Origin of the sequence: Pseudomonas sp. DWP3-1-3b3 (assembly GCF_049896305.1) — a bacterium.
Classification (GTDB): Bacteria; Pseudomonadota; Gammaproteobacteria; order Pseudomonadales; family Pseudomonadaceae; genus Aquipseudomonas; species Aquipseudomonas azotoformans_A.
Genome location: NZ_JAFCUA010000018.1, coordinates 1 through 22,023, shown reverse-complemented (window position 1 = coordinate 22,023; position 22,023 = coordinate 1). Strand labels below are relative to the sequence as shown.

The following is a 22,023-nucleotide window of genomic DNA, read 5'->3' as shown; positions in this document are numbered from 1 at the left end:
TCGGATGTGCAAGCTGACACACTGCTATCGCAGGCAAGCCAGCTCCCACATTGGTTTTCATCGGCTGGGAGATTTGGATTTCAGCCACTCTGCACGTGTCATTTCCCAAATGTCCCGTGGGAAGGTGCCTTCAACAAACTCGCCTTCATCCGTCCTGATCAACCGCATCCCCTCACGCTCGGAAATCCTCCGCGACCCCAGATTGGGCGCCGCCTTGGGCACCCGCAACACCCGCCGCTCCAGCACGCCAAACCAATAGTCAGTCACCGCCGCACTGGCCTCGCGCATCAAGCCTTGCCCCTGCCACTGCGGGCCAAGCCAGAACCCGCGGTTGTTATCCAGTTCATCCATCAAGCTGACATTACCGATCAACTGCTCGGGCGCGCGTTTCAGGCGGATCGACCAGTGCCATTCCTCGCCTCGCGCCATGGCCGGCAGAGCGACGTGTTGCAAGTAGTCAAGGGCGCCGTCTGCCGGGTAGGGCCAGGGTACCAGGGCGTTGAGGTAACGCACCACATCCCAATGGGGGAACTGCTGCTGGATGCCCTCGGCGTCATCCAGGGTCAGTGGGCGCAGGATCAGGCGTTCGGTGAACAAGGTGGGTTGCATGGCGTTTACCAGGTGGCGGTTTTCGGCAGGTCCAGTGTGCCACGGTCGACAAAGCGCATCGTGCCAAACAGCCCACCCGCCAATTTGCCGCGCAACACGTAGGGCAGGTTGTTCAAACTCTGGGTCTGGCTCAGGCCCAGGGTCTGACGCAACACGGAAAATGCCGAAACGCTGACGGGAACCATCAGGACAGTCTCGGAAAAGCGCGGGATGCTCCCGGCCTGATCACTCACTCCCGACGCCAACGGGCGGCCATTGACCTCCAGGTCCAGGGCCACGCCGTTGTAGTCGATCGCCGTTTCATTGGGATTCTGCACCCGCAGTTTCACGGCGAAGCGCACTTCCAGGTCCTGGCTTTGCAGGGGCTCGATGCCCACCACGTTGATGTTTACCGGGTCGCGGTTGGGGAACAGCGCGCAGGCGCTCAGGGTCAGCAGCAGTAACGATAGAACCATGAGCTTGCGCATAAAAAGTGTCCCTTATTTCGTGACGTCCGGGTCCTGCATCACTTTGAGGGTCGAGGACTCCGGATCAAATTCATCTTCTTCCAGCTCTATGAACTCTTCCGGCAGGAAAATGTTCAGCAGGATTGCACAGAAAGCCCCCACAGTGATCGGCGACTCGAAGATGTTGTGCAACGCCTTGGGCAGGTCGCGCAGTACTTCCGGCACGGCGACGACGCCCAGGCCCATGCCCAGGGAGATCGCCACGATCAGCACGTTGCGGCGGTGCAGTCCGGCTTCGGTAAGGATCTTGATACCCGCCACGGCCACGGTGCCGAACATGATCAGGGTCGCGCCGCCCAGTACCGGTTTGGGCATCAGTTGCAACACCGCGCCGATCATCGGGAACAGCCCCAGCAGCACCAGCAGGCCGGCGATGAAGTACGCCACGTAGCGGCTGGCCACGCCGGTCAACTGGATCACGCCGTTGTTCTGGGCAAAGGTCACCATCGGCAGGCTGTTGAAAGTGGCCGCCATTGCCGAGTTGAGACCGTCGGCCAAGAGGCCCGACTTGATGCGCTTGATATACAGCGGGCCCTTGACCGGCTGCTGGGAAATCATCGAGTTGGCGGTCAAGTCACCGGCCGCTTCCAACGGCGAAATCAGGAAGATCACCGCCACCGGGATAAACGCCACCCAGTCGAACGAAAACCCGTATTTGAACGGCACCGGCACACTGATCAAGGGCACCTGGGGCAATGCGGCCATGTCCACGCGACCCATCAGCCAAGCCACCACGAAGCCAAGGGACAGGCCGATGACGATGGAGCCCAGGCGCAGGAACGGGTTGCTGAAGCGGTTGAGGACGACGATGGTCAGCAGCACCAAGGCCGCCAGGCCCATGTTGGCGGCCGCGCCGAGGTCCTGAGCGCCATAGCCGCCGGCCATGTCGGTGACCGCGACCTTGATCAGTGACAAGCCCATCAGGGTAATGATGGTGCCGGTGACCACCGGGGTGATCAGCATGCGCAGCTTGCCGATGAACTGGCTCAGCACCACCTCGATAAACGCGGCGAAAAAGCAGATACCAAAGATCGTCGAGAGAATCTCATCGGTGCCGCCACCACGCGCCTTGACCATGAAACCCGCACTGAGAATCACGCTGATAAAGGAAAAGCTGGTGCCCTGCAGGCACAGCAGCCCTGACCCGATCGGGCCGAACTTGCGCGCCTGCACAAAGGTGCCGAGCCCCGACACAAACAGCGCCATGCTCACCAGATACGGCACTTCGCTTTCCAGGCCCAGCACGCCGCCGACGATCAGCGTGGGCGTGATGATCCCGACAAAACTCGCCAGCACATGCTGCAGCGCGGCAAAAATCGCGGCGGTGAAGTGGGGGCGGTCTTCCAGGCCGTAGATCAGGTCGGATTTATAGCGCGGGCGGGGGGCTTGAGCGTCAGACAAAATACGGGCTCGGGTCAGAAAATGGAGGCGCAGGATGCCAGAAACTGCCGGTCGTCAGAAGTGTAAAAAAATATTTATGGAGGACCTGTGGGAAACCCCAGGCCCTGCCGATATCGAGGATAGGCCCACATACCAACGATAACAGTGGTGACCAAAGGTCAGAACGGCGCGTTGACGCCGACTGATCGTTTCGCGGCAGGGACGCTCGCAAACACTACTTCTGAGAGCTCCCCCTATGTCCCTCCGTCAACTGAATATTGCCCCACGAGCGTTTCTCGGTTTCGCGTTCATTGCATTGTTAGTGATTCTATTGGGGGTGTTTGCGGTCAACCGCATGACGCAGATCCGGCAGTCTTCGGTGGACATGAGTGCCAACCAGGTGCCCAGCGTGACGTCGCTGGGCGTTATCACGGAAAACGTACTGCGCCTGCGTATCCTGTCGTTCCGTGTGTTGATCAACCGTGAGCCTGCCAGCCTGCAAGAAGCCGAGACGCGCATGGGCGTGCTCGCCGACAAGGTCAAGACGGCACAGGCCACGTACGCTGCGCTGCCTGCCGGCCCGGAGGAGACTGCGCTTTACAAGACGTTTGTGGTCACCCTGGATAACTACTTCAAGGCCCAGGCCGACATGCTGGCACTGTCCAGGCAGGGCAACCTCGATGACATGCGTGCCTTGATCAACACGCGCATCAAGGACGGCACTGACCAGATGGGTGAGCAGTTGAATAAGCTCATCGCCATCAACGCGGCGGATGCCAAGACCGCCGACGCTGAAGCCGGGCAAAGTTACGACGGCGCCATCACGGGCGTGATTGCGGTCTCTGTCGCTGCCGCGCTGCTGACCGTGCTGTTGGCCTGGTTGTTGACGCGCAGCATCGTCACGCCGCTGCGCAAAGCCGTGGACGTCGCGCAAACCATCGCCAGCGGTAACCTGAGCAAAACCATCGAAGACGACGGCAAGGACGAACCCGCCCGCCTGCTCGGCGCCCTGGCCGCGATGCAGGCCAACCTGCGCCAGACCATCCAGCACATTGCCGGCTCTGCGACGCAGCTGGCTTCAGCGGCGGAAGAGTTGAGCGCGGTCACCGAAGAGGCCTCCAAAGGCCTGCAACAACAGAACAACGAAATCGACCAGGCCGCCACTGCGGTCAACGAGATGACGGCGGCGGTGGAAGAAGTGGCGCGCAATGCGGTCTCCACCTCTGAGGCCTCGACCCAGTCCAACCAGGCCGCCCGTGAAGGCCGTGACCGCGTGGTGGAAACCGTCGGTGCGATCCAGACCATGACCCAGGACGTACAAAACACCGCCGCGATGATCGAAGGCCTGGCCACCCAAGGCCGCGATATCGGCAAAGTGCTGGATGTGATCCGCGCGATTGCCGAGCAGACCAACCTGCTGGCGCTCAACGCCGCCATCGAGGCGGCGCGTGCCGGTGAAGCCGGGCGAGGTTTTGCGGTGGTGGCCGACGAAGTGCGCGCACTGGCCCATCGCACCGCGCAGTCGACCCAGGAGATCGAGAAAATGGTCGCCGGCATCCAGAACGGCACCGGTGAAGCCGTGCAATCGATGCAGCAGAGCAACCAGCGCACCCAGGACACCCTGGAAATGGCCCGCGCCGCCGGTGTGGCCCTGGAGCAGATCACCCAATCCATCAGCCTGATCAACGAACGCAACCTGGTGATCGCCAGTGCGTCGGAAGAACAGGCCCAGGTCTCCCGCGAAGTGGACCGCAACCTGGTCAACATCCGCGACCTGGCGACCCAGTCGGCGGCGGGGGCCAACCAGACCAGCGCGGCCAGTCATGAACTGTCGCGCCTGGCGGTGGATTTGAATGGGATGGTGGCGCGGTTTGTGATCTGAATGCGTCAGGAACCTGCTCTTTGTAGTGAGCGGGCTTGCCCCGCGCGAGGCAAGCTCGCTCACTACAGTAGGATCAGTGTTTCCACGCTGCTGCATTCACAAGGTTCTTTGGCCTTTCCCCGGCCAACGCCTGCAACAGATTATCCACCGCGCATTTGGCCATGGCCTCCCGCGTCTCGTGGGTGGCCGAGCCGATATGCGGCGTCGCCACCACATTGTTCAAACGCAACAATGGCGAGTCGTGATTCAGCGGCTCACGCTCAAACACATCCAACCCCGCCGCCCGAATGGTGCGCTGTTGCAGCGCCTCCACCAGCGCTGCTTCATCCACCACTTTGCCCCGCGAAATGTTGATGAAGATCGTCTCCGGGCCCATCAGCGCGAACTGTTCGGCGCCGATCAGCTTTTCCGTCTCGGCCGTCAGTGGCAGGGTCAGGCAAACAAAGTCGGCCTGTTGCAGCAAGTCATTCAAACTGCGGTACTGCGCGCCGAAACGCGCCTCCACCGCCGGCTTGGGCGAATGGCTGTGGTAGATCACCGGCATACCAAAACCAAAATGCCCACGCTGGGCCAAGGCCTCGCCGATGCGGCCCATACCGATGATGCCCAGGGTCTTGCCATGCACGTCGCTGCCGAAATGCGCCGGGCCGATGTTTTTGTGCCACTGGCCGGCGCGCACCATGTCGGCCAGTTCGACCACACGCCGGGCGGTGGCCAGGATCAGCGCAAAACCGGTGTCGGCGGTGGTTTCGGTGAGCACGTCGGGGGTGTTGCTGAGCAGGATGCCGCGCGCGGTCAGGTAGTCGATGTCGTAGTTGTCGACGCCGACCGACACGCTGGCCACGGCTTGCAACTGCGGCGCCAGGTCGAGGAGCTTGGCGTCCAAGCGCAGGCTGGCGCCCAGCAGGCCGTGAGCGTCGGGCAGGGCGTCGCGCAGTTTGGCCAGGCCAGTGTCATCCAGCGCTTCGATCAGCGTGACCTCGGCCTGTTCATGCAGGCGGGCCATCAGTGGCGCGGAGAGTTTCTTGTACAACACGACAGACTTTTTCATGCGGTCTTTACCTTCAAATCCAGGTGGGGCACCGGCGTGCGATCACTTGCGCCGGGCTTGAGAAAAATCGTCAGCACCACCGACAGCAGCAACGCGCCGCTCATCAGCAAGTACGAGGCGCCGGGCGAACCGGTGCTGCTATTGAGGTAGCCCACCAGGTACGAGCCGCCGAATGAACCCAGGGCGCCCATGCTGTTGATCAGCGCCATGGCACCCCCGGCGACGTTGGCCGGCAGGATCTCCGGGACAATCGCAAAAAACGGACCGTAGGGCGCATACATGCAGGCCCCGGCGATCACCAGCAAGGTGTAGGACCACCAGAAGTGTTCGGCACCGAGCATGTAGGACGCATAGAAAGCAATCGAGGCAATCAGCAACGGTGGCCACACGAAACGTTTGCGCTTTTGCAGCTTGTCCGAGCCCCAGGACACCACCAGCATGCCAATCACCGCCGCCAGGTAGGGCAGCGCCGACAGCCAGCCGGCCTCGACCATGTCCATCTGCAAGCCTTGCTTGAGGATCGACGGCAGCCACAGCACAAAGCCGTACACGCCGATGCTCCAGCAAAAGAACTGCAGGGCCAGGATGATCACCTTGGGTGAGCGGAAGGCTTCAGCGTAGTTCTTTACCGCCTTGATCCCGACTTGCTCGGCGGCCAGCGCGGTTTCGAGGTCCTGTTTCTCGGTATCGCTCAGCCACTTGGCATCTTTTGGACGCTCATCGGCCAGCTTCCACCAGATAAACGCCCACAGCACCGCCGGCAGGCCTTCGATGATAAACATCCAACGCCAGCTGAAATGCTGCACCAGGTAGCCCGACACCACCGACATCCACAGCATGGTCACCGGGTTGCCGAGGATCAGGAAGGTATTGGCGCGCGAGCGTTCGGCACGGGTGAACCAGTGGCACAGGTACACCAGCATCGCCGGCATCACGGCGGCCTCGACCACGCCGAGCATGAAGCGGATCACGATCAGCATGTAGGCGTTGGACACCACGCCGGTCAGGGTGGCGAGGCCGCCCCACAGGATCAGGCTGACGAAGATCAGCTTCTTGACGCTGCGCTTTTGCGCGTAGATCGCCCCCGGTACCTGGAAGAAAAAGTAACCAAGGAAAAACAGCGCGCCCAGCAAGGACGACATGCCGGGGGTGATCATCAGGTCTTCGGCCATCCCGGAGGCGGCGGCGAAGCCGTAGTTGGCGCGGTCCAGGTACGCCAGGCTGTAGGTGATAAAAACGATGGGCATGATGTACCACCAACGGCGGGTGGCGAGTTTCACGGTGTCCATGGGGTTGCTCCTGAGCTTGTTGTAGTTGTGGCAACAGGTAGTGGGTTAGGCAACGGATCGAATGGGTAACTCTGAGCGGGCGGGCAAGCCTTCCATGTCGCCACGGCTTTGCACGGCGCGGCTGCCGATCCAGTTGCCGCGCTGTACCGCCTCGGGAAAGCTGAGGTTTTCCAGCAGGGCGCTGATCATGCCCACGGCAAAACCGTCACCGGCTCCGACCGTGTCCACGACTTTGTCCACGCGCACGGCGGCGACAAAGCCCTGGTCCATGTGGGTGCGGTAGTAGGCGCCGTCCGGGCCGAGCTTGATGGCCACGGCTTCGGCGCCCTGGTCCAGATAGAACGCGGCAATATCGGCCGGGTCATCGAAACCGGTGAGCAGACGGCCTTCGCCCAGGCCCGGCAGAACCCAATCGGCGAGCCCTGCGAGGGCGTTGATTTCGCGGATCATTGTTTGTTGGTTGGCCCATAACGACGGGCGCAGGTTGGGGTCGAACGACACGCTGCGCCCGGCCTTGCGCATCTGCGTCATCAGCTCGACGGACAACTCGCGTGTCGCCTCGGACAAGGCGGGCGGAATCCCGGTGGCATGCAGATGGCGGGCCTGCAGCAACGCAGGACTGATGGCCGCGATGGACAAGTGACTGGCCGCCGAGCCCTTGCGGAAGTACTCCACCTGGGGATCATCACCGGCTTCTTCGCGGGACTTGAATTGAAAACCGGTGGGGTGCAGCGGATCGACCGCCACATGCCGGCAATCCAGGCCTTGCTGGGTCAGCGTGTCGACCACAAAACGCCCGAGGGAATCGCTGCCCACCCGACTCAACCACGCCACGTTGAAGCCCAGGCGCGACAGGCCGATGGCGACATTACTGTCGGCGCCCGCGATGCGTTTATGGAACTGAGCCACCTGGGCCAAGTCGCCCGTTTGCTCGGCGACAAACATCGCCATGGTTTCACCAAACGACAGGATATCGATCTCAGACATGAGCATGCTCCGCACGGGGTTGGCCCAGCAGGGCGAGGGCGGCGACTTGCTGTGCAGTGATTGCGACCAGGTCATCGCCTTGCAACGGAAATTCCACGGCCCGGCTAATACCTGGAGTCATGTGCTTGAGCAGTTGTTCCCACAGATGCAGGTCGGTGGCGCCAGGCGGCAGGGCGACCAGCTTGCCGTCGGCGCGCCGGGCCACGGCCTTGCAGTGCAGGTAATCGACATGCCGGCCCAGCAGGCGTGCGGCGGTGAGAGCGGATTGGTCCTGCCACTGCCAGTTGCCGATGTCGAAGGTCATCTTGACCGGCAGGCCCAGGCGTTCGACTTCGGTGAAGAAACGCTGCATGGGTTCGATGCGGCCGCCGTGCAGGGTCTGGTCGTTCTCGACCAACAGCTGAACCGAGTGGCGGTTGAGCAGGGCGTGCAGGCTTTCCAGGTCGTTGGTGTCGGTGAAGTACCCGAGGGAGACTTTCAGCCAGCGTGAACCGAACGCCTGCGCCCGATCCAGGGTGGCCGCGAGTTCGGCATTCGCTTGGGCTCGGCCGGCGACCCACAGTTCCAGGGGCGATGAGAACACCGATTCCAGGTCTTGTTGCGCCGCGGCCTGGGCCAGTTCGGTGGGCTGTTCGCCCGTTAAAAGTTCTTCGCGCCATTCGATGCGCTGTGCGCCGGCGGCGGCGAGGACCTCGACAAAACTCAATTGGCCCTGCTGGCGTACCAGGTCGGCGCCGTAGCTGGAAAGGCTGATGGAGACGGGGTATTTATGCATTGTTGTTTACCTCTGAAACCGGTTTCATTTTTAAGCGAAAATCAAAGCTGTGGGAGGTGTGTTGAGCCTCGGATAATCAGTTGGGGCAAGAAATCCAGGGTACGTGTCGGCTCGGTGTCGCCGCGCAAGCGCTTGAGCAGGCAGTCGAACGCCGAGGCGCCAATGGCGTCGGTGGGTTGGGCGAGGGCGGTGATGCCGGTGCCCACCAATGGATACCAATCCAGGTCATCCAGGGCGATCAGGCCTACGTCATCGAACAGGTTGCTGCCCAGATTCTTCAGCGCACGGGTGCAGGCCAGCGCTGCGACGCCGTTGGCACAGAACAGCGCCTTGGGGCCAGGTTTTGCGAGAAAGGTTTGCAGGTGGTGTTGCAGCGCGTCATCCAGCTCCAGCACGGCACCGGTCAATGCCGGGCGGTTGGCAATCTCAGCCTTGAAGCTGTCCAGGCGCTCCAAGCGCGAACTGGTGCCATCGGTGGCTTCGCTCACTAGCAGCACATCGCGATAACCCTGTTGCTCCAGATGTTCCACCGCCATGCGCACAGCCGCTGGGTTGTCCAGGCCGACCAGGTCGCTGTGCAGTGGCTCGACCTTGCGGTCCACCAGCACCAGGGGCATTTCCCGTTGCAGTTCCAGCAGTTGGTCGAGGTGATGGCCAAGGGTGTTCACGATCAACCCTTCGATGTTGTACGAACGCAGGGCCGCCAGGTGCTGGCGCTCTTGCTCGTCATCGCGGTCGGTGTTGCACACCACCAGGCTGTAGCCGTGCTGGCGGCAGGCGGTTTCGACACCGTGCATCACGGCAATGGAATAGGGGTTGCGGATATCGGCCACCAGCATGCCGATCAGGCGCGTGCGGCCACGTTTGAGACCACGGGCCATCTGGTTGGGGCGGTAGCCGAGTTGTTCGATGGCTTGCTCGATGCGCAAGGCAATGGCATCGGAGAGCAGGGCGCGGTCGTCGCCGATAAAACGCGACACGCTGGCCTTGGACACACCGGCGCGCTCGGCCACATCAAGCATGGTCACGCGGCTGCGCTGGGCGGCAGAAAAGTTGTTCACGGTCATCGACCTTCTGTTTTTATTGGAATGACTGAAACCGGTTTCAGGAAACCATCAAATGAGGAAAGTCGTCAAGCGGTTGTAGGACAAAGTCAGATGGCCGGTGCGTCAAATCACCACACTCAGCCAGGTCGCCACCAGCAGCAACAGTGCCATGCCCCGGTTGAAGCGCTGCATCGCCCTGGCCGAACGAAGCAGCCGTGCCGACCCTACGCCCAGCAGCGCCCACGTGCCCAGGCAGGGCAGTGATATCAGGAAAAATACCAGGGACAGCTGTACCACGTGGCTCTGGCGCTCAGCGCCGTTGCCGGCAAATACGCTGACCACCGCCAGGGCCATCATCCAGGTTTTCGGGTTGATCAACTGCAGGCCGGCAGCGCCGATCAGGCCAAGGGGCTTTTCGCTGACGTGCACGTCGATGGCTTGGGCGGGTGCGCTGAAGATCTGCCAGGCCAGGTAACTCAACCAGGCGACGCCGATCCATTGCATGGCCGTTTGCACCTTGGGCAACTGCACCAACGATTGGCCAACGCCGCTGCCCACTAATAACACCAGGCCCGCCGCGCCTGCGCAGGCGCCGAGAATGATCGGCAAGGCCGCCTTGAAACCATGACGTGCGCTGTTACTCAGCACCAGGATGTTAGTGGGGCCGGGGGTAATAGAGGCTACAAAGGCGAACAACATAAACGGCAACATGACAGGCGACTCCAGTAGACCAATCGATGGAGTCATCTTCACAAGCGCGCTGGCTACCTGTCTGGAAGATTTGAGCAGCGCTTGCGGTACGCCGCCGGTGTCAGGCCGTAGGCGCGTACGAACCAACGCCCCAGGTGGCTCTGGTCGGCGAAGCCCAGGGCAATCGCGACGTCCGCCGGTTGTTCGCCCCTGGCCAGCAAGTGCCGGGCGCGGGCCAGGCGCAGTTGCACCAGATAGGCGTGGGGAGGCAGGCCAAACGCGCTCTTGAACGCACGGGTCAGGCGGAAGCGGTCGACGCCACACGCGAGCGCCAGTTCGTCCATGCCCACATCAATGTGCAAGTGGGCATGCAGGTATTCCCGTGCCTTGTGTGCCACCAAGGGCAATCGAGGGTCGTCGCGGTAGCGGGTGCGCCAGTAGAGCAGGCCGGTGAGGTGCTCCAGCAACTGGTCCATGGCGCGCTGGCGCACGATGCGCAGTTCGCCGCTGTGCAGGGTCTGGAAGGCTTGGCTGGTGGCCAGGGCCAGGCGCGGGTCGCTGGTCAAGGTGCTGGCGAAGCTCAACTGGCTGTCCAGCGGCGCCTCTTCGAACACCGCACTGACTTCCCGCGCCAACCAGTGCGGATCGAGGTAGAGCATGTGGTAGGTGAAACCGTCCGCCGTGGGCGCGTCGCCGTCATGCAGCTCGCCGGGTTCCACCAGGAACACCTGGCCCGGCACGCTGTGGTGGCGGGTGCGGCGGCAGTTGAATTGCTGCACGCCTTGTTCGGTGACGCCGATCAGGTAGCTGTCGTGCCAGTGAGGGTCGTAGGCGTGGCCTTCAAAGTGCGCGCGCAGGGTCTCGATGCCGGTGTCGGCGTCCTGGGACAGGTCGATCCAGTTGTGCGCGGCCATAAAACACCGAGGCGGACTAAGTAAGGCCATTAGCGCCCAGCGTGTGCCGGGCGTCTAGAAGGTTTGTGCAGCGTCAACCGAACAGCCCGGCGGCGATATTGATCGAGAATCCCAGGATCGCTGTGTTGAACAGAAAGCCGATCAACGATTGCCCCAGCACCACTTTGCGCATGCCACGGGTGGCGACGCCCACGTCGGAGGTCTGCACTGCTACGCCGATGGTGAAGGAAAAGTACAGGAAGTCCCAGTAATTGGGGGTGGTCAGGCCCTCGGCAAAGCGCAACGCCGGTTCCTTGCCGTCCCAGGTGTAATACAGGCGGGCGTAGTGCACGCTGAAAATCACCCCGATCAGCAGCCAAGAACCGATCACGGTCAGCCCGGTGAAACCGTAGTGCAGCAGGCGTTCCGAGGTCGCCAGGTCTTTGCTGCCCACCAGTTCGAAGGTGATGGTCGCCAAACTGGCAATGGCGGCGATGCACACCGTGAATAGCACCAACCCGGCGTTTTCATCTTCGATCTCGGCGATGCGTTTGACGTCTTCGGCTTTGGCGCGGCGGGTCAGCCACAGCATCAGCACCAGGTAGGTCCAGACGCCGGCGTTCCAGCCGATGAGGATTTTGCTGACGAGGGTGTCGGCCGGCACCAGGATGCCCACGGCAATCCCTAACACGGCGGCGGCGGAGAGGCGGGGGTGGGTGCGGGCTAGAAACGACATAGGTGCTCACAACGCAGGCGGTTGTGAGCACCATAGCATCACTCGGTCTTGTGGCGCTTGCGCACCAGCTTCATGACCACTACGAAGAACACCGGCACAAACACCACCGCCAGCGTTGCGGTGATCATCCCGCCGATCACCCCTGTACCAATCGCCTGCTGGCTGGCCGAGCTGGCACCGGTGGCAATCGCCAGCGGCACCACGCCAAGGATGAACGCCAGGGACGTCATGATGATCGGCCGCAGGCGCAACCGTGCGGCTTTCAAGGTGGCGGTGACCAGGTCTTCGCCCTGGTCATACAGGTCCTTGGCGAACTCGATGATCAGGATCGCGTTCTTCGCCGACAAGCCGATGATGGTAATCAGGCCAACCTTGAAGAACACATCGTTGGGCATGCCGCGCAAGCTCACCGCGATGACCGCGCCGAGTACACCGAGCGGCACCACCAGCAACACCGAGGTCGGGATCGACCAGCTTTCGTACAACGCCGCCAGGCACAGGAACACGATCAGCAGCGACAAGCCCAGCAGCAAGGGCGCCTGGGAGCCGGACAAGCGTTCCTGCAACGACAGACCGGTCCATTCCTGGCCAAGACCTGCCGGCAACTGGCTGACCAGGCGCTGGATCTCGTCCATCGCTTCACCGGTACTGTGGCCCGGTGCCGCTTCGCCGGAAATCGCGATGGCCGGGTAGCCGTTGTAACGGGTCAGTTGGGTCGGGCCCTGGGTCCATTTGGCTTCGACAAACGACGACAGCGGCACCATCTTCCCGGCATTGTTGCGCACGTTGATTTTCATCAAGTCTGCGACCTGGCTGCGCTGGTCGCCTTCAGCCTGCACCACCACCCGCTGCATGCGGCCCTGGTTGGGGAAGTCGTTGATGTAGGCCGACCCGATGGCCGAGGACAACACATTGCCTACGTCCGCAAACGATACGCCCAGCGCGTTGGCCTGCTTGCGGTCCACTTCCAGTTGCACTTGCGGGGCTTCGGCCAGGGCGCTTTCACGCACGTTGGCCAGGATCGGGCTTTTCTCGGCAGCGGCCAGCAATTCGGTACGCGCCGCCATCAGCGCGGCATGGCCGACGCCACCGCGGTCCTGCAGGCGGAACTCGAAACCACTGGAGGTGCCCAGGCCATCCACCGGTGGCGGCAGCACCGCGTAGGCAATTGCATCCTTGAGCTCGCTGAAGGCCATGTTGGCGCGGTCGGCAATCGACGAAGCCGAATCATCGCTGCTGCGCTCGGACCAATCCTTGAGCGTGGTAAACGCCAGCGCGGCGTTCTGCCCGGAACCGGAGAAGCTGAAGCCCATGATCATGGTGGTGTCGCCCACCCCAGGTTCCTCGGCGTTGTGCGCTTCGATCTGCTCGGCCACCTGCACCGTGCGGTTCTTGCTCGCGCCGGGCGGCAGCTGGATGTCAGTGATGGTGTAACCCTGGTCTTCCACCGGCAGGAAGGAGGAGGGCAGACGGCTGAACATCCAGCCCAGGCCGACCAGCAGCACCAGGTAGATCAGCAGGTAGCGGCCGCTGCGCTTGAGGGCATAGGCCACCCAGCCTTCATAGCGGTCGGTGAGCTGTTCAAAGCGCGTGTTGAACCAACCGAAGAAACCGCCCTTGGCATGGTGTTCGCCCTTGGCGATCGGCTTGAGCAAGGTAGCGCACAGAGCCGGGGTCAAGGTCAGGGCGAGGAATGCCGAGAACAGGATTGAGGTCGCCATCGACAACGAGAACTGTTGGTAGATCACCCCCACCGAACCGGCCATGAACGCCATCGGCAGGAACACCGCGACCAGCACCAGGGTAATGCCGATGATGGCCCCGGTGATCTGGCCCATGGCCTTTTTCGTCGCCTCCTTGGGCGACAGTCCTTCGGTGGCCATGATGCGCTCGACGTTCTCCACCACCACAATGGCGTCGTCCACCAGAATGCCGATGGCCAGCACCATGCCGAACATGGTCAGTACGTTGATCGAGAAGCCCAGCAACAACATGGTGGCGAAGGTGCCCATCAGGGCAATCGGCACCACCAGCGTCGGGATCAAGGTGTAGCGCACGTTCTGCAGGAACAGGAACATCACCGCAAACACCAGCGCCATCGCTTCGAGCAGGGTGTAGACCACCTTGGTGATCGAGACCTTGACGAACGGCGAGGTGTCGTACGGGATCTTGTATTCCACATTGGCCGGGAAGTAGCGCGACAGCTCGTCCATCTTCGCCCGCACCAGCGTCGCGGTGTTCAGCGCGTTGGCGCCCGGCGACAGCTGCACGCTGACAGCCGTGGAGGGCTTGCCGTTCAGGCGGGTGGAGAACTGATATTCCTGGCTGCCGACCTCCACCCGCGCCACATCGCCGATGCGCACGGTGGAGCCGTCCGGGTTGGCCTTGAGCACGATGTCGGCAAATTCCGCAGGCGTCGAAAGCTGGCCCTTGACCAGGATCGCGGCGGTGATTTCCTGGGTGTTGGTGCCCGGCAGATCACCGATGCTGCCGGCCGAAACCTGGGCGTTCTGCGCGCTGATCGCGGCGTTCACGTCGGCCGGCGTCAGGTTGAAACCGATCAGTTTCTGCGGGTCGATCCAGATGCGCATGGCGCGCTCGGCACCATACAGCTGGGCCTTGCCCACACCGTCGAGACGCTTGAGTTCGTTCATCACGTTGCGCGCCAGGTAATCACTCAGCGCCACGTCATTGAGCTTGCCGTCGCTGGAGGTGAGGGTCACCAGCAGCAGGAAGCCGGCGGAGACTTTCTCCACCTGCAAGCCCTGCTGGGTCACCGCCTGGGGCAGGCGCGGCTCCACCGCTTTGAGGCGGTTCTGCACGTCCACCTGGGCCATTTCCGGGTTGGTGCCGGGCTGGAAGGTGGCGGTGATGGTGGCCGAGCCGAGGCTGCTCTGGGACTCGAAATACAGCAAGTGATCGGCGCCGTTGAGCTCCTGCTCGATCAGGCTCACCACGCTTTCATCCAGGGTCTGCGCCGACGCACCGGGGTACACCGCGTAGATCTCGACTTTCGGCGGCGCGACGTTGGGGTACTGCGCCACCGGCAGTTGCGGGATTGCCAACAGACCGGCCAGCAGGATAAACAGGGCGACCACCCAGGCGAAGATCGGGCGGTCAATAAAGAACTGCGGCATGGCGGGTTATTCCTTTACGAGCGGGCTGTCGTCCACTTCAACTTTTTCACCGGGGCGCGCGTGTTGCAGGCCTTCGACGATGATGCGGTCACCGGGCTTGAGGCCGCTGCTGACGATCCAGCGATCATTGATCACCGCGCCCAGCTCTACCGGCTGCTGGCTCACGGTCTGCTCGGCGTCCAGCAGCAACACCATCGGGATACCGGCGCTGTCACGGGTGATGGCGCGTTGCGGCACGCTGATGCCTTGTTTGTCGACGGCCTGTTCCAGGCGCACGCGCACAAAGCTGCCGGGTAGCAGGTCAAGGTCCGGGTTGGGGAACTCGCTGCGCAGGATGATTTGCCCGGTGCCGGGGTCGACGCTGATCTCGGCGAACAGCAACTTGCCCGGCAACGGGTAGAGGCTGCCGTCGTCCTCGATCAGCGTGGCCTTGGCCTGGTCCTGGCCGACCTGCTTCAAGCTGCCGGCGCGGAAGGCGCGGCGCAGGTCATTCAGCTCGCGGGTGGACTGGGTGAGGTCGGCGTGGATCGGGTCCAGTTGCTGGATGAGTGCCAGCGGCGTGGCCTCGTTCTGGCCGACCAGCGCACCTTCGGTGACCAGCGCACGGCCGATGCGCCCGGAAATCGGCGCGGTCACGGTGGCGTAGCCCAGGTTCAAGCGGGCGCGTTCGACGGCGGCCTTGTTGGCGGCGACTTCGGCGGCGGTCTGGCGCACGGCGGCGCGGGCGTTGTCGTAGTCCTGGCCGCTGATGGCATTGCCTTCCACCAATTGGCTGTAGCGCTGCTCCTGCAGGCGTGCCTTGAAGGCGTCGGCCTCGGCCTTGCTCAGGTTGGCCTGGGCGCTGTCGAGGTCGGCCTTGAACGGCGCGGGATCGATGCGAAACAGCACGTCGCCCTGTTTCACGTCATGGCCTTCCTTGAACACCCGTTGCATCACCACGCCTGCGACCCGTGCGCGCACTTCGGCGATACGCGGCGCGGCAATTCGCCCGCTGAGTTCGCTGGTGATGGCCAAGGGTTTGGCTTCAAGGGTTTCGACGCGCACTTTGGCCAGGGGCATTTGCGGTGCTTCGGCGGCGGAGTCGCCACACGCGCTCAAGGCCAGGGTGAGGGCCAGCAGGCAAAATGGCGCAAACAGATTCTTCGACATGCTCTTATCCCAATATTGACTGGCGCATCCTAAAGTCACCTGCGCCTTGGTGCTGTGAAGCTGTGTAGCTCGTCTGTGAAGAAATGTAAGGTGCGACGCGCGGGGCGCCGGGGGCGTATATCCTTGCACAATCCTGCAACACACCAACAAACCGCATTATTTGGAAACACCATGCCCAACATCCTCCTGGTGGAAGACGACGCCGCACTCTCCGAGCTGATTGCCAGCTACCTGGAGCGCAATGGCTACCACGTCAGCGTGCTCAGCCGTGGCGACCATGTCCGTGAACGCGCGCGCCTGAACCCGCCGGACCTGGTGATCCTCGACCTGATGTTGCCCGGCCTCGATGGCCTGCAAGTCTGCCGCCTGTTGCGCGCCGACTCGGCAGGCCTGCCGATCCTGATGCTCACCGCCCGTGATGACAGCCACGACCAGGTGTTGGGCCTGGAAATGGGCGCCGACGACTACGTGACCAAGCCCTGCGAGCCGCGTGTATTGCTGGCGCGGGTACGCACCTTGTTAAGGCGCAGCAGTTTGTCCGAACCCCAGGTGGCCAACGATCAGATCATCATGGGCAACCTGTGCATCGACCTGTCGGAGCGCACCGTGACCTGGCGCGAGCAGCCGGTGGAGTTGTCCAGCGGCGAATATAACCTGTTGGTGGTGCTGGCGCGGCATGCGGGAGAGGTATTGAGCCGCGACCAGATCCTGCAACGCCTGCGCGGCATCGAGTTCAATGGCACCGACCGTTCGGTGGACGTGGCCATCTCCAAGCTGCGCCGCAAGTTCGACGACAACGCCGGCGAAGCGCGCAAAATCAAGACGGTGTGGGGCAAGGGTTACCTGTTCAGTCGTTCCGAGTGGGAATGCTGAGCCATGTTCCGAGTACTGCTGCGGCTTTACCTGATCACCATCGTCACCTACAGCATGGCGATCTACCTGATCCCCTCGCTGGTGATCCAGCTGTTCGAACACCGCTACATGAACTACAACATCGAGCAGACCCGCGGCCAGCAGAAGCTGATCGTCAAGCAATACCTGCGGGCGCCGGTGGAGCGCTGGTCACAGGTGACCGAGCAACTGGGCCGCGACTTTGCGCCGCTGAAAGTGCAATTGCTGCTGCGCCAGGACGCCAGCTACACCCCGGCCGAAGAACAACTGCTGGAGCAGGGCAAGTCCGTCGTGCGCCTGGGGGAGTGGGGCTGGATGACCGAAATCAGCTCGCCGATCAACGAGCAGTTCGCGGTCAAACTGACCATACCGCCCGACCCACTGGACATGAACGTGCTGTACTGGGCGATCAATGTGTTGATCGTCGCCGCATTGCTGGCCTGCCTGCTGATGTGGCTGCGCCCCCACTGGCGCGACCTGGAGCGCCTGAAAAGCACGGCCGCCCAATTGGGCCGGGGCAATCTGAGCGAGCGCACACACATTCCCCCAAGCTCCAACATCGGCAGCCTGGCCACGGTGTTCGACACCATGGCCGACGACATCGAACACCTGCTCAACCAGCAGCGCGACCTGCTCAATGCGGTGTCCCACGAACTGCGCACGCCGCTCACGCGCCTGGATTTCGGCCTGGCCCTGGCGTTGTCAGAAGACCTGCCCGAAGCCAGCCGCGAGCGCCTGCAAAGTCTGGTCGCGCATATCCGCGAGCTGGATGAGCTGGTGCTGGAGTTGCTGTCCTACAGCCGCCTGCAAAACCCGGCGCAGTTGCCGGAGCGGGTCGAGGTGGTCCTCGATGAGTTCATCGACAGCGTGCTGGGCAGTGTCGATGACGAACTGGAAAACCCCGAGATCGTCATCGATGTGGCACTCGACTGCGCCGTGGAGCGCTTCAGCCTCGACCCGCGTCTGACTGCCCGTGCCTTGCAGAACCTGTTGCGCAATGCCACGCGTTACTGCGACAAGCGCATCCAGGTCGGTGTGAAGGTGTGCGCCGAGGGCTGTGAAATCTGGGTGGACGACGACGGTATCGGCATCCCTGTGGACCAGCGCGAGCGCATCTTCGAGCCGTTCTACCGCCTGGACCGCAGCCGCGACCGCGCCACCGGCGGTTTTGGCCTGGGCCTGGCCATCAGCCGACGCGCCCTGGAAGCCCAGGGCGGCAGCTTGACGACGTTGGCTTCGCCGCTGGGCGGTGCGCGGTTTCGCGTGTGGTTGCCCACCGTCGCCTGATCAGAGCACCTTGACCGCGCGGCCGATTGCCTGGATCGGCCCAGTGGGTTTGCCGGTCGGCGAGCCGCGCGGGTCTTCCAGGGTCAGCTCGAACAGCTGGTTCTGGGTGAGCGGCGGCAGCTTGTCCAACGGCACCGAGAGCGTCTGCCCCGGTTTGACCAGGCCCAGGGACACCGGCCCCTGCCAGCCGTCGCCTTTGGTCCAGAACTGCAGGGCCTTGTCGGACGGCACTTCCATCACCCCCAAGGGAATCAACTGAATCTGCTGGTCATTGCGCGCCTGGATCACCCAACCCGGAGCCTGGCTTTGCGGCGCCACCAGCACCACCAGAAAGGTCGGGTCGGCAGTGGGTGGGCGGGTCAGCAGCAGCGCGGCCAGCACCAGCGTGGTCAAAAGCCCTGCACCGGCCAGGCCGCGCCATACGGCCAGCAGGTCCCACCAGTGCGTGCGGGCACTGGCGATGTTACGTTCGATACGCCGCCACAGCTCAGAGGAGGGTGGCACGGGTTCCGCTAAGGCGGTCAGTGGCAACAGGCGCTGCTCCCAGGCGTCCACTGCGGCGCGTAGTTCGGCGTCGTGTTTCAGGCGTTGTTCGACGTCGGCGCGTTGTTCGCCGGGCAGGGTGCCCAGCACGTATTCGCTGGCCAGTTCGTCCAGTGGGTTGCTCATGCCATGCACTCCCGCAGCGCGGCGAGGCTACGTTTGATCCAGGCCTTGACGGTCCCCAGCGGGGTGTCGAGTTTCTGGGCGATTTCGCTGTGGGAATAACCGTCGACATAAGCATGCAGGATGCACGTGCGACGGGCCGGGTCGAGTTGCTCCAGGCAGGTGTGGACTTGCCCGGAGCGTGCGCTGAATTCAAAGGTTTCGGTTGCAGCGACTTGTTCGTGCTCGTCGCCCAACGGGATTTCGCGGTAATGGTTACGTACGATATTGAGCGCCAGGTGCCGGGTCACGCTAAACACCCAGCCACGGGCCGAGCCGCGACTGGGGTCAAAACTGCCGGCACCGCGCCAGATCTTGATAAACGCATCATGCACGATGTCTTCGGCCAGGGATTTGTCCCTGGCGATGCGCATCGCCACGCCGAGCAAATGGCTGCTTTCCTGCTCATACAACTGGCGCAAGGCGCGTTGATCGCCACGGGCGCAGGCCTGCAGACAGGCTTCGTAATCAAACACGGATGGCTACCCCCCAATGATCGGCATGGGGGGCAGCGTAGCCGACTTTACTCAGTTGGCTGCCCAGAAGATGTAATCCGCCTGGTACTTCACCACTTCCTGCTTGCCTTTGTTGGCCGCCGTGCACTCGCTGCTCGGCGCTACGCCGCCCTTGAGGGCCACGCGCTGGATGTAGCTCACGCCGCTCATCGCGCCCTTGCCTTCAGCGGGGTTGGCCTTGACCAACTGATACGGCAGGTTGCCCGCGCCCGACGGCGCTACGGCCAGTTGGGTGCCGGTGACTTTCGAACCGTCCTTGGCCTGCCAGGTTGCCGGCGGGCCGAAGTAGGTGCCGACTTGCTTGCCGCTGCGGTCATTCAACACCGCCTTGGGCCCGACGAAAGTCCACTCGGTCTGGCCGGCGGCGTTGGCTTTGTCGCGGCACTCGTAGGTGATTTCGCCGACGCCAGTGGTTTCCATCGCCACCTTATGGCCGTCCGGCACCTTGATGCTGTCCGGCAAGCCGGTCTGGGCGAAAGCTGCGGGGGCGGCGGCGAGCAGGGCAGTGAGGCAGAACAGTGCTTTAGCGTTCATGGGTACTTCTCCATTTCAGTCAAACAGCGGGGGTTCTGAAAGGACTACCCAGGGCCTGCGCGATTGGATGCAGCGATTAGAAAATAAAAGTGAGAGGGCGCACACTGTTCCCCCGCTTTACCCGAGGAGAGATTGGCAATGACTGGTGTTCACACGTCTGCTCAACAGGGTTTCTCGACCCAGGCCGTCACCTACGCCCAAGGCCGGCCGGATTATCCAAGACAACTCACGGGCTGGCTCGCCGACACACTGCACATTGACGCGCATGCCAGTGTGATTGACCTGGGCGCCGGCACTGGCAAATTCACCCGCTTGCTCAGCGCCCTGGCGCCGACCTTGATTGCCGTCGAGCCGGTGGCGGCGATGGGCGCGCAGTTGACCAAGCTGCTGCCCGATGTGCGCCTGGTCAATGGCACGGCTGAATCCATCCCACTGCCGACTGCCAGCGCCGACGCGGTGGTGTGCGCCCAGGCGTTCCACTGGTTTTCCACCGAGGCCGCGCTGGCGGAAATCCATCGCGTGCTCAAGCCCGAGGGTCGACTGGGCCTGGTGTGGAATGTGCGGGATGAGTCGGTGGACTGGGTCGCTGCCATCACCGCCATCATTACCCCGTACGAGGGCGACACGCCGCGTTTTCATACGGGACGTTGGCGTGAGGCCTTCACTGGCGAGTATTTTTCCGAGCCTGAAATGACCTGTTTTCCCTACAGTCATGTGGGCAGCCCTCAAGAAGTGATCATGGACCGCTTCCTCTCTGTGAGCTTTATCGCCGCACTGCCGGATGCGGCCAAGGCGGTCGTGACCGCGCAACTCCAGGTGTTGATTGACACGCATCCGGCATTGAAGGGGCGTGACACGGTTGCCTTTCCGTATCAGACCCAGGCGTATGCCTGTCATCGACTGAGTTAAAAGGCATAAAGTCAGATCATATTGATATAAGTCGTTATAAGAAAAATCGCTATCCTGCGGCCAGAAATTTATAAGGCCGCAGGTAGCTGGAATGGATGTGGGTAATTTTGGTTTTGTGGTAGCTGGCCTGATCGTTGGTTTTATCGTGGGCATGACCGGTGTGGGTGGCGGCTCGTTGATGACGCCGATCCTGTTGTGGTTTGGTATCAATCCGGCTACCGCCGTGGGCACTGACCTGTTGTATGCCGCCATTACCAAGTCGGGTGGGGTGTTGGTACACAGCAAGAACAAGAATATCGATTGGACCATTACCGGCTGGCTGACCCTGGGCAGCGTGCCGGCGGTGCTGTTGACCTTGTGGTTTCTGGCCAGTTTGCATACTGACCCTAGCGTGATGAATGCGGTGATCAAGCAGGCGCTCGGGGTGGTGTTGCTGTTGACGGCCCTGGCGATTCTGTTCAAGAAGAGCCTGTTGGCGTTTGCCCAGCGGCATGCGGGTGATAGCTATCACATGAGTCCGCGTAATTTGAATGCGTTGACGGTGGTGACTGGGGCGATCCTTGGCACCATGGTGGCGCTGACGTCCATCGGTGCTGGGGCCTTGGGTACGGTGGCGTTGTTTATTTTGTATCCGTTTCTGGCGACGCGGCGGTTGGTGGGGACTGAGATTGCGCATGCCGTGCCGTTGACGCTGGTGGCGGGGTTGGGGCATGCCAGCATGGGGAATATGGATTGGCATTTGTTGGGGTTTTTGTTGATGGGGTCGTTGCCGGGGATCTATGTGGGTAGCCATATGACGGGCAAGTTGCCTGATGGCGTGTTGCGGCCTTGCTTGGCGGTTATGTTGATGGCCATTGGTTATAAGTTGGCGTTTTGATTTGGGGGCATATCCGTTATTTGGGTGATGGCGGGTATTGGTTCCGCCCTTACGGCGGGTCACTTTCGAAAAGCGCGAAAGTAACCAAAGCGCTCTTGCCCCAACACTCGGCACCTCGCTTAGGCTCGGTGTGCCCTCACTCCGGCTTGAATCCGTGGGCCGCCGCGATGGGCCA

Annotated in this window: 21 protein-coding genes; 5 read left to right on the top strand and 16 right to left on the bottom strand. The window is 62.4% G+C overall.

Features of this window, described 5'->3' with window-relative positions; genetic code table 11:
- Nucleotides 1-57: 57 nt before the first annotated feature.
- From ACP7BX_RS30040 to ACP7BX_RS30030, 3 genes are read right to left on the bottom strand one after another with little or no spacing between them, the layout of a single operon-like run.
- Complete coding sequence (locus ACP7BX_RS30040; RefSeq protein WP_426130230.1) at nucleotides 58-609, bottom strand: GNAT family N-acetyltransferase; 552 nt, start codon at nucleotides 607-609, stop codon at nucleotides 58-60.
- A 5-nt stretch (nucleotides 610-614) separates the two neighbouring features.
- The gene (locus ACP7BX_RS30035) at nucleotides 615-1,076 is read right to left on the bottom strand and encodes an LEA type 2 family protein (RefSeq protein WP_426130232.1); all 462 of its coding nucleotides are present in this window, start codon (nucleotides 1,074-1,076) and stop codon (nucleotides 615-617) included.
- A gap of 12 nt (nucleotides 1,077-1,088) precedes the next feature.
- The gene (locus ACP7BX_RS30030) at nucleotides 1,089-2,516 is read right to left on the bottom strand and encodes a nucleobase:cation symporter-2 family protein (protein ID WP_426130234.1); all 1,428 of its coding nucleotides are present in this window, start codon (nucleotides 2,514-2,516) and stop codon (nucleotides 1,089-1,091) included.
- A gap of 235 nt (nucleotides 2,517-2,751) precedes the next feature.
- Here ACP7BX_RS30030 and ACP7BX_RS30025 point away from each other — a divergent pair, with 235 nt between their 5' ends.
- Complete coding sequence (locus tag ACP7BX_RS30025; RefSeq protein ID WP_426130236.1) at nucleotides 2,752-4,377, top strand: methyl-accepting chemotaxis protein; 1,626 nt, start codon at nucleotides 2,752-2,754, stop codon at nucleotides 4,375-4,377.
- Nucleotides 4,378-4,450: 73 nt separating this feature from the next.
- On the opposite strand, the gene ACP7BX_RS30020 is transcribed toward ACP7BX_RS30025, so the two are convergent.
- The 10 genes from ACP7BX_RS30020 to ACP7BX_RS29975 form a co-directional block, all read right to left on the bottom strand.
- Nucleotides 4,451-5,428: a 2-hydroxyacid dehydrogenase gene (locus tag ACP7BX_RS30020; protein WP_426130238.1), complete on the bottom strand. Its 978-nt coding sequence runs from the start codon at nucleotides 5,426-5,428 to the stop codon at nucleotides 4,451-4,453.
- Nucleotides 5,425-6,717, bottom strand: a complete 1,293-nt coding sequence (locus ACP7BX_RS30015; RefSeq protein WP_426130240.1) for an MFS transporter — start codon at nucleotides 6,715-6,717, stop codon at nucleotides 5,425-5,427. Before ACP7BX_RS30015 ends, ACP7BX_RS30020 begins: the two co-directional genes overlap by 4 nt.
- A 45-nt stretch (nucleotides 6,718-6,762) precedes the next feature.
- Nucleotides 6,763-7,704: a sugar kinase gene (locus ACP7BX_RS30010; RefSeq protein WP_426130242.1), complete on the bottom strand. Its 942-nt coding sequence runs from the start codon at nucleotides 7,702-7,704 to the stop codon at nucleotides 6,763-6,765.
- Nucleotides 7,697-8,479, bottom strand: a complete 783-nt coding sequence (locus ACP7BX_RS30005) for a sugar phosphate isomerase/epimerase family protein (RefSeq protein WP_426130244.1) — start codon at nucleotides 8,477-8,479, stop codon at nucleotides 7,697-7,699. The genes ACP7BX_RS30010 and ACP7BX_RS30005 overlap by 8 nt, the downstream gene beginning before the upstream one ends.
- A 41-nt stretch (nucleotides 8,480-8,520) precedes the next feature.
- Nucleotides 8,521-9,540 carry a LacI family DNA-binding transcriptional regulator gene (locus ACP7BX_RS30000; RefSeq protein WP_426130246.1) on the bottom strand — a complete coding sequence of 340 codons (1,020 nt, stop codon included), beginning with the start codon at nucleotides 9,538-9,540 and terminating at the stop codon, nucleotides 8,521-8,523.
- Between the two features lie 108 nt (nucleotides 9,541-9,648).
- Complete coding sequence (locus ACP7BX_RS29995) at nucleotides 9,649-10,236, bottom strand: LysE family translocator (protein WP_314532125.1); 588 nt, start codon at nucleotides 10,234-10,236, stop codon at nucleotides 9,649-9,651.
- A 53-nt stretch (nucleotides 10,237-10,289) separates the two neighbouring features.
- A complete protein-coding gene (locus ACP7BX_RS29990; RefSeq protein WP_426130249.1) occupies nucleotides 10,290-11,129 on the bottom strand; it encodes an AraC family ligand binding domain-containing protein in 840 nt (279 codons plus the stop codon).
- 73 nt (nucleotides 11,130-11,202) lie between these two features.
- Nucleotides 11,203-11,844: a DUF1345 domain-containing protein gene (locus ACP7BX_RS29985; protein ID WP_426130251.1), complete on the bottom strand. Its 642-nt coding sequence runs from the start codon at nucleotides 11,842-11,844 to the stop codon at nucleotides 11,203-11,205.
- A gap of 38 nt (nucleotides 11,845-11,882) precedes the next feature.
- Nucleotides 11,883-14,981 (bottom strand): multidrug efflux RND transporter permease subunit, encoded by a 3,099-nt coding sequence (locus ACP7BX_RS29980; protein ID WP_426130253.1) that lies wholly within the window; start codon nucleotides 14,979-14,981, stop codon nucleotides 11,883-11,885.
- A gap of 6 nt (nucleotides 14,982-14,987) precedes the next feature.
- Complete coding sequence (locus tag ACP7BX_RS29975) at nucleotides 14,988-16,130, bottom strand: efflux RND transporter periplasmic adaptor subunit (protein ID WP_033901517.1); 1,143 nt, start codon at nucleotides 16,128-16,130, stop codon at nucleotides 14,988-14,990.
- Nucleotides 16,131-16,301: 171 nt separating this feature from the next.
- On the opposite strand from ACP7BX_RS29975, the gene ACP7BX_RS29970 reads away from it, so the two are divergent.
- The gene (locus tag ACP7BX_RS29970) at nucleotides 16,302-17,003 is read left to right on the top strand and encodes a response regulator transcription factor (RefSeq protein WP_010210801.1); all 702 of its coding nucleotides are present in this window, start codon (nucleotides 16,302-16,304) and stop codon (nucleotides 17,001-17,003) included.
- A 3-nt stretch (nucleotides 17,004-17,006) separates the two neighbouring features.
- On the top strand, nucleotides 17,007-18,308 hold the full coding sequence (locus ACP7BX_RS29965; protein ID WP_426130255.1) for an ATP-binding protein: 1,302 nt from the start codon (nucleotides 17,007-17,009) through the stop codon (nucleotides 18,306-18,308).
- Here the strand turns inward: ACP7BX_RS29965 and ACP7BX_RS29960 are convergent, their stop codons facing one another.
- From ACP7BX_RS29960 to ACP7BX_RS29950, 3 genes are read right to left on the bottom strand one after another with little or no spacing between them, the layout of a single operon-like run.
- Nucleotides 18,309-18,977, bottom strand: coding sequence for an anti-sigma factor (locus ACP7BX_RS29960; protein ID WP_426130257.1), 669 nt, complete (start codon nucleotides 18,975-18,977; stop codon nucleotides 18,309-18,311).
- Nucleotides 18,974-19,489, bottom strand: a complete 516-nt coding sequence (locus ACP7BX_RS29955) for a sigma-70 family RNA polymerase sigma factor (protein ID WP_314532137.1) — start codon at nucleotides 19,487-19,489, stop codon at nucleotides 18,974-18,976. The genes ACP7BX_RS29960 and ACP7BX_RS29955 overlap by 4 nt, the downstream gene beginning before the upstream one ends.
- A gap of 51 nt (nucleotides 19,490-19,540) precedes the next feature.
- Nucleotides 19,541-20,062 (bottom strand): DUF3455 domain-containing protein, encoded by a 522-nt coding sequence (locus ACP7BX_RS29950; protein WP_426130259.1) that lies wholly within the window; start codon nucleotides 20,060-20,062, stop codon nucleotides 19,541-19,543.
- A gap of 138 nt (nucleotides 20,063-20,200) precedes the next feature.
- Here ACP7BX_RS29950 and ACP7BX_RS29945 point away from each other — a divergent pair, with 138 nt between their 5' ends.
- Both ACP7BX_RS29945 and ACP7BX_RS29940 read left to right on the top strand, forming a co-directional pair.
- Nucleotides 20,201-20,971, top strand: coding sequence for a class I SAM-dependent methyltransferase (locus ACP7BX_RS29945; RefSeq protein WP_314532139.1), 771 nt, complete (start codon nucleotides 20,201-20,203; stop codon nucleotides 20,969-20,971).
- Nucleotides 20,972-21,062: 91 nt separating this feature from the next.
- The gene (locus ACP7BX_RS29940) at nucleotides 21,063-21,848 is read left to right on the top strand and encodes a sulfite exporter TauE/SafE family protein (protein WP_177077146.1); all 786 of its coding nucleotides are present in this window, start codon (nucleotides 21,063-21,065) and stop codon (nucleotides 21,846-21,848) included.
- The last annotated feature ends 175 nt before the right edge of the window (nucleotides 21,849-22,023 follow it).

Coding starts and splice junctions, on each gene's coding strand:
- ACP7BX_RS30035 (WP_426130232.1), bottom strand. CDS start 1,076: ATGCGCAAGCTCATGGTTCTATCGTTACTGCTGCTGACCCTGAGCGCC.
- ACP7BX_RS30015 (WP_426130240.1), bottom strand. CDS start 6,717: ATGGACACCGTGAAACTCGCCACCCGCCGTTGGTGGTACATCATGCCC.
- ACP7BX_RS29950 (WP_426130259.1), bottom strand. CDS start 20,062: ATGAACGCTAAAGCACTGTTCTGCCTCACTGCCCTGCTCGCCGCCGCC.
- ACP7BX_RS30010 (WP_426130242.1), bottom strand. CDS start 7,704: ATGTCTGAGATCGATATCCTGTCGTTTGGTGAAACCATGGCGATGTTT.
- ACP7BX_RS29995 (WP_314532125.1), bottom strand. CDS start 10,236: ATGTTGCCGTTTATGTTGTTCGCCTTTGTAGCCTCTATTACCCCCGGC.
- ACP7BX_RS29975 (WP_033901517.1), bottom strand. CDS start 16,130: ATGTCGAAGAATCTGTTTGCGCCATTTTGCCTGCTGGCCCTCACCCTG.
- ACP7BX_RS30025 (WP_426130236.1), top strand. CDS start 2,752: ATGTCCCTCCGTCAACTGAATATTGCCCCACGAGCGTTTCTCGGTTTC.
- ACP7BX_RS29945 (WP_314532139.1), top strand. CDS start 20,201: ATGACTGGTGTTCACACGTCTGCTCAACAGGGTTTCTCGACCCAGGCC.
- ACP7BX_RS30005 (WP_426130244.1), bottom strand. CDS start 8,479: ATGCATAAATACCCCGTCTCCATCAGCCTTTCCAGCTACGGCGCCGAC.
- ACP7BX_RS29980 (WP_426130253.1), bottom strand. CDS start 14,981: ATGCCGCAGTTCTTTATTGACCGCCCGATCTTCGCCTGGGTGGTCGCC.
- ACP7BX_RS29940 (WP_177077146.1), top strand. CDS start 21,063: ATGGATGTGGGTAATTTTGGTTTTGTGGTAGCTGGCCTGATCGTTGGT.
- ACP7BX_RS29970 (WP_010210801.1), top strand. CDS start 16,302: ATGCCCAACATCCTCCTGGTGGAAGACGACGCCGCACTCTCCGAGCTG.
- ACP7BX_RS29960 (WP_426130257.1), bottom strand. CDS start 18,977: ATGAGCAACCCACTGGACGAACTGGCCAGCGAATACGTGCTGGGCACC.
- ACP7BX_RS29985 (WP_426130251.1), bottom strand. CDS start 11,844: ATGTCGTTTCTAGCCCGCACCCACCCCCGCCTCTCCGCCGCCGCCGTG.
- ACP7BX_RS29965 (WP_426130255.1), top strand. CDS start 17,007: ATGTTCCGAGTACTGCTGCGGCTTTACCTGATCACCATCGTCACCTAC.
- ACP7BX_RS29990 (WP_426130249.1), bottom strand. CDS start 11,129: ATGGCCGCGCACAACTGGATCGACCTGTCCCAGGACGCCGACACCGGC.
- ACP7BX_RS30040 (WP_426130230.1), bottom strand. CDS start 609: ATGCAACCCACCTTGTTCACCGAACGCCTGATCCTGCGCCCACTGACC.
- ACP7BX_RS30020 (WP_426130238.1), bottom strand. CDS start 5,428: ATGAAAAAGTCTGTCGTGTTGTACAAGAAACTCTCCGCGCCACTGATG.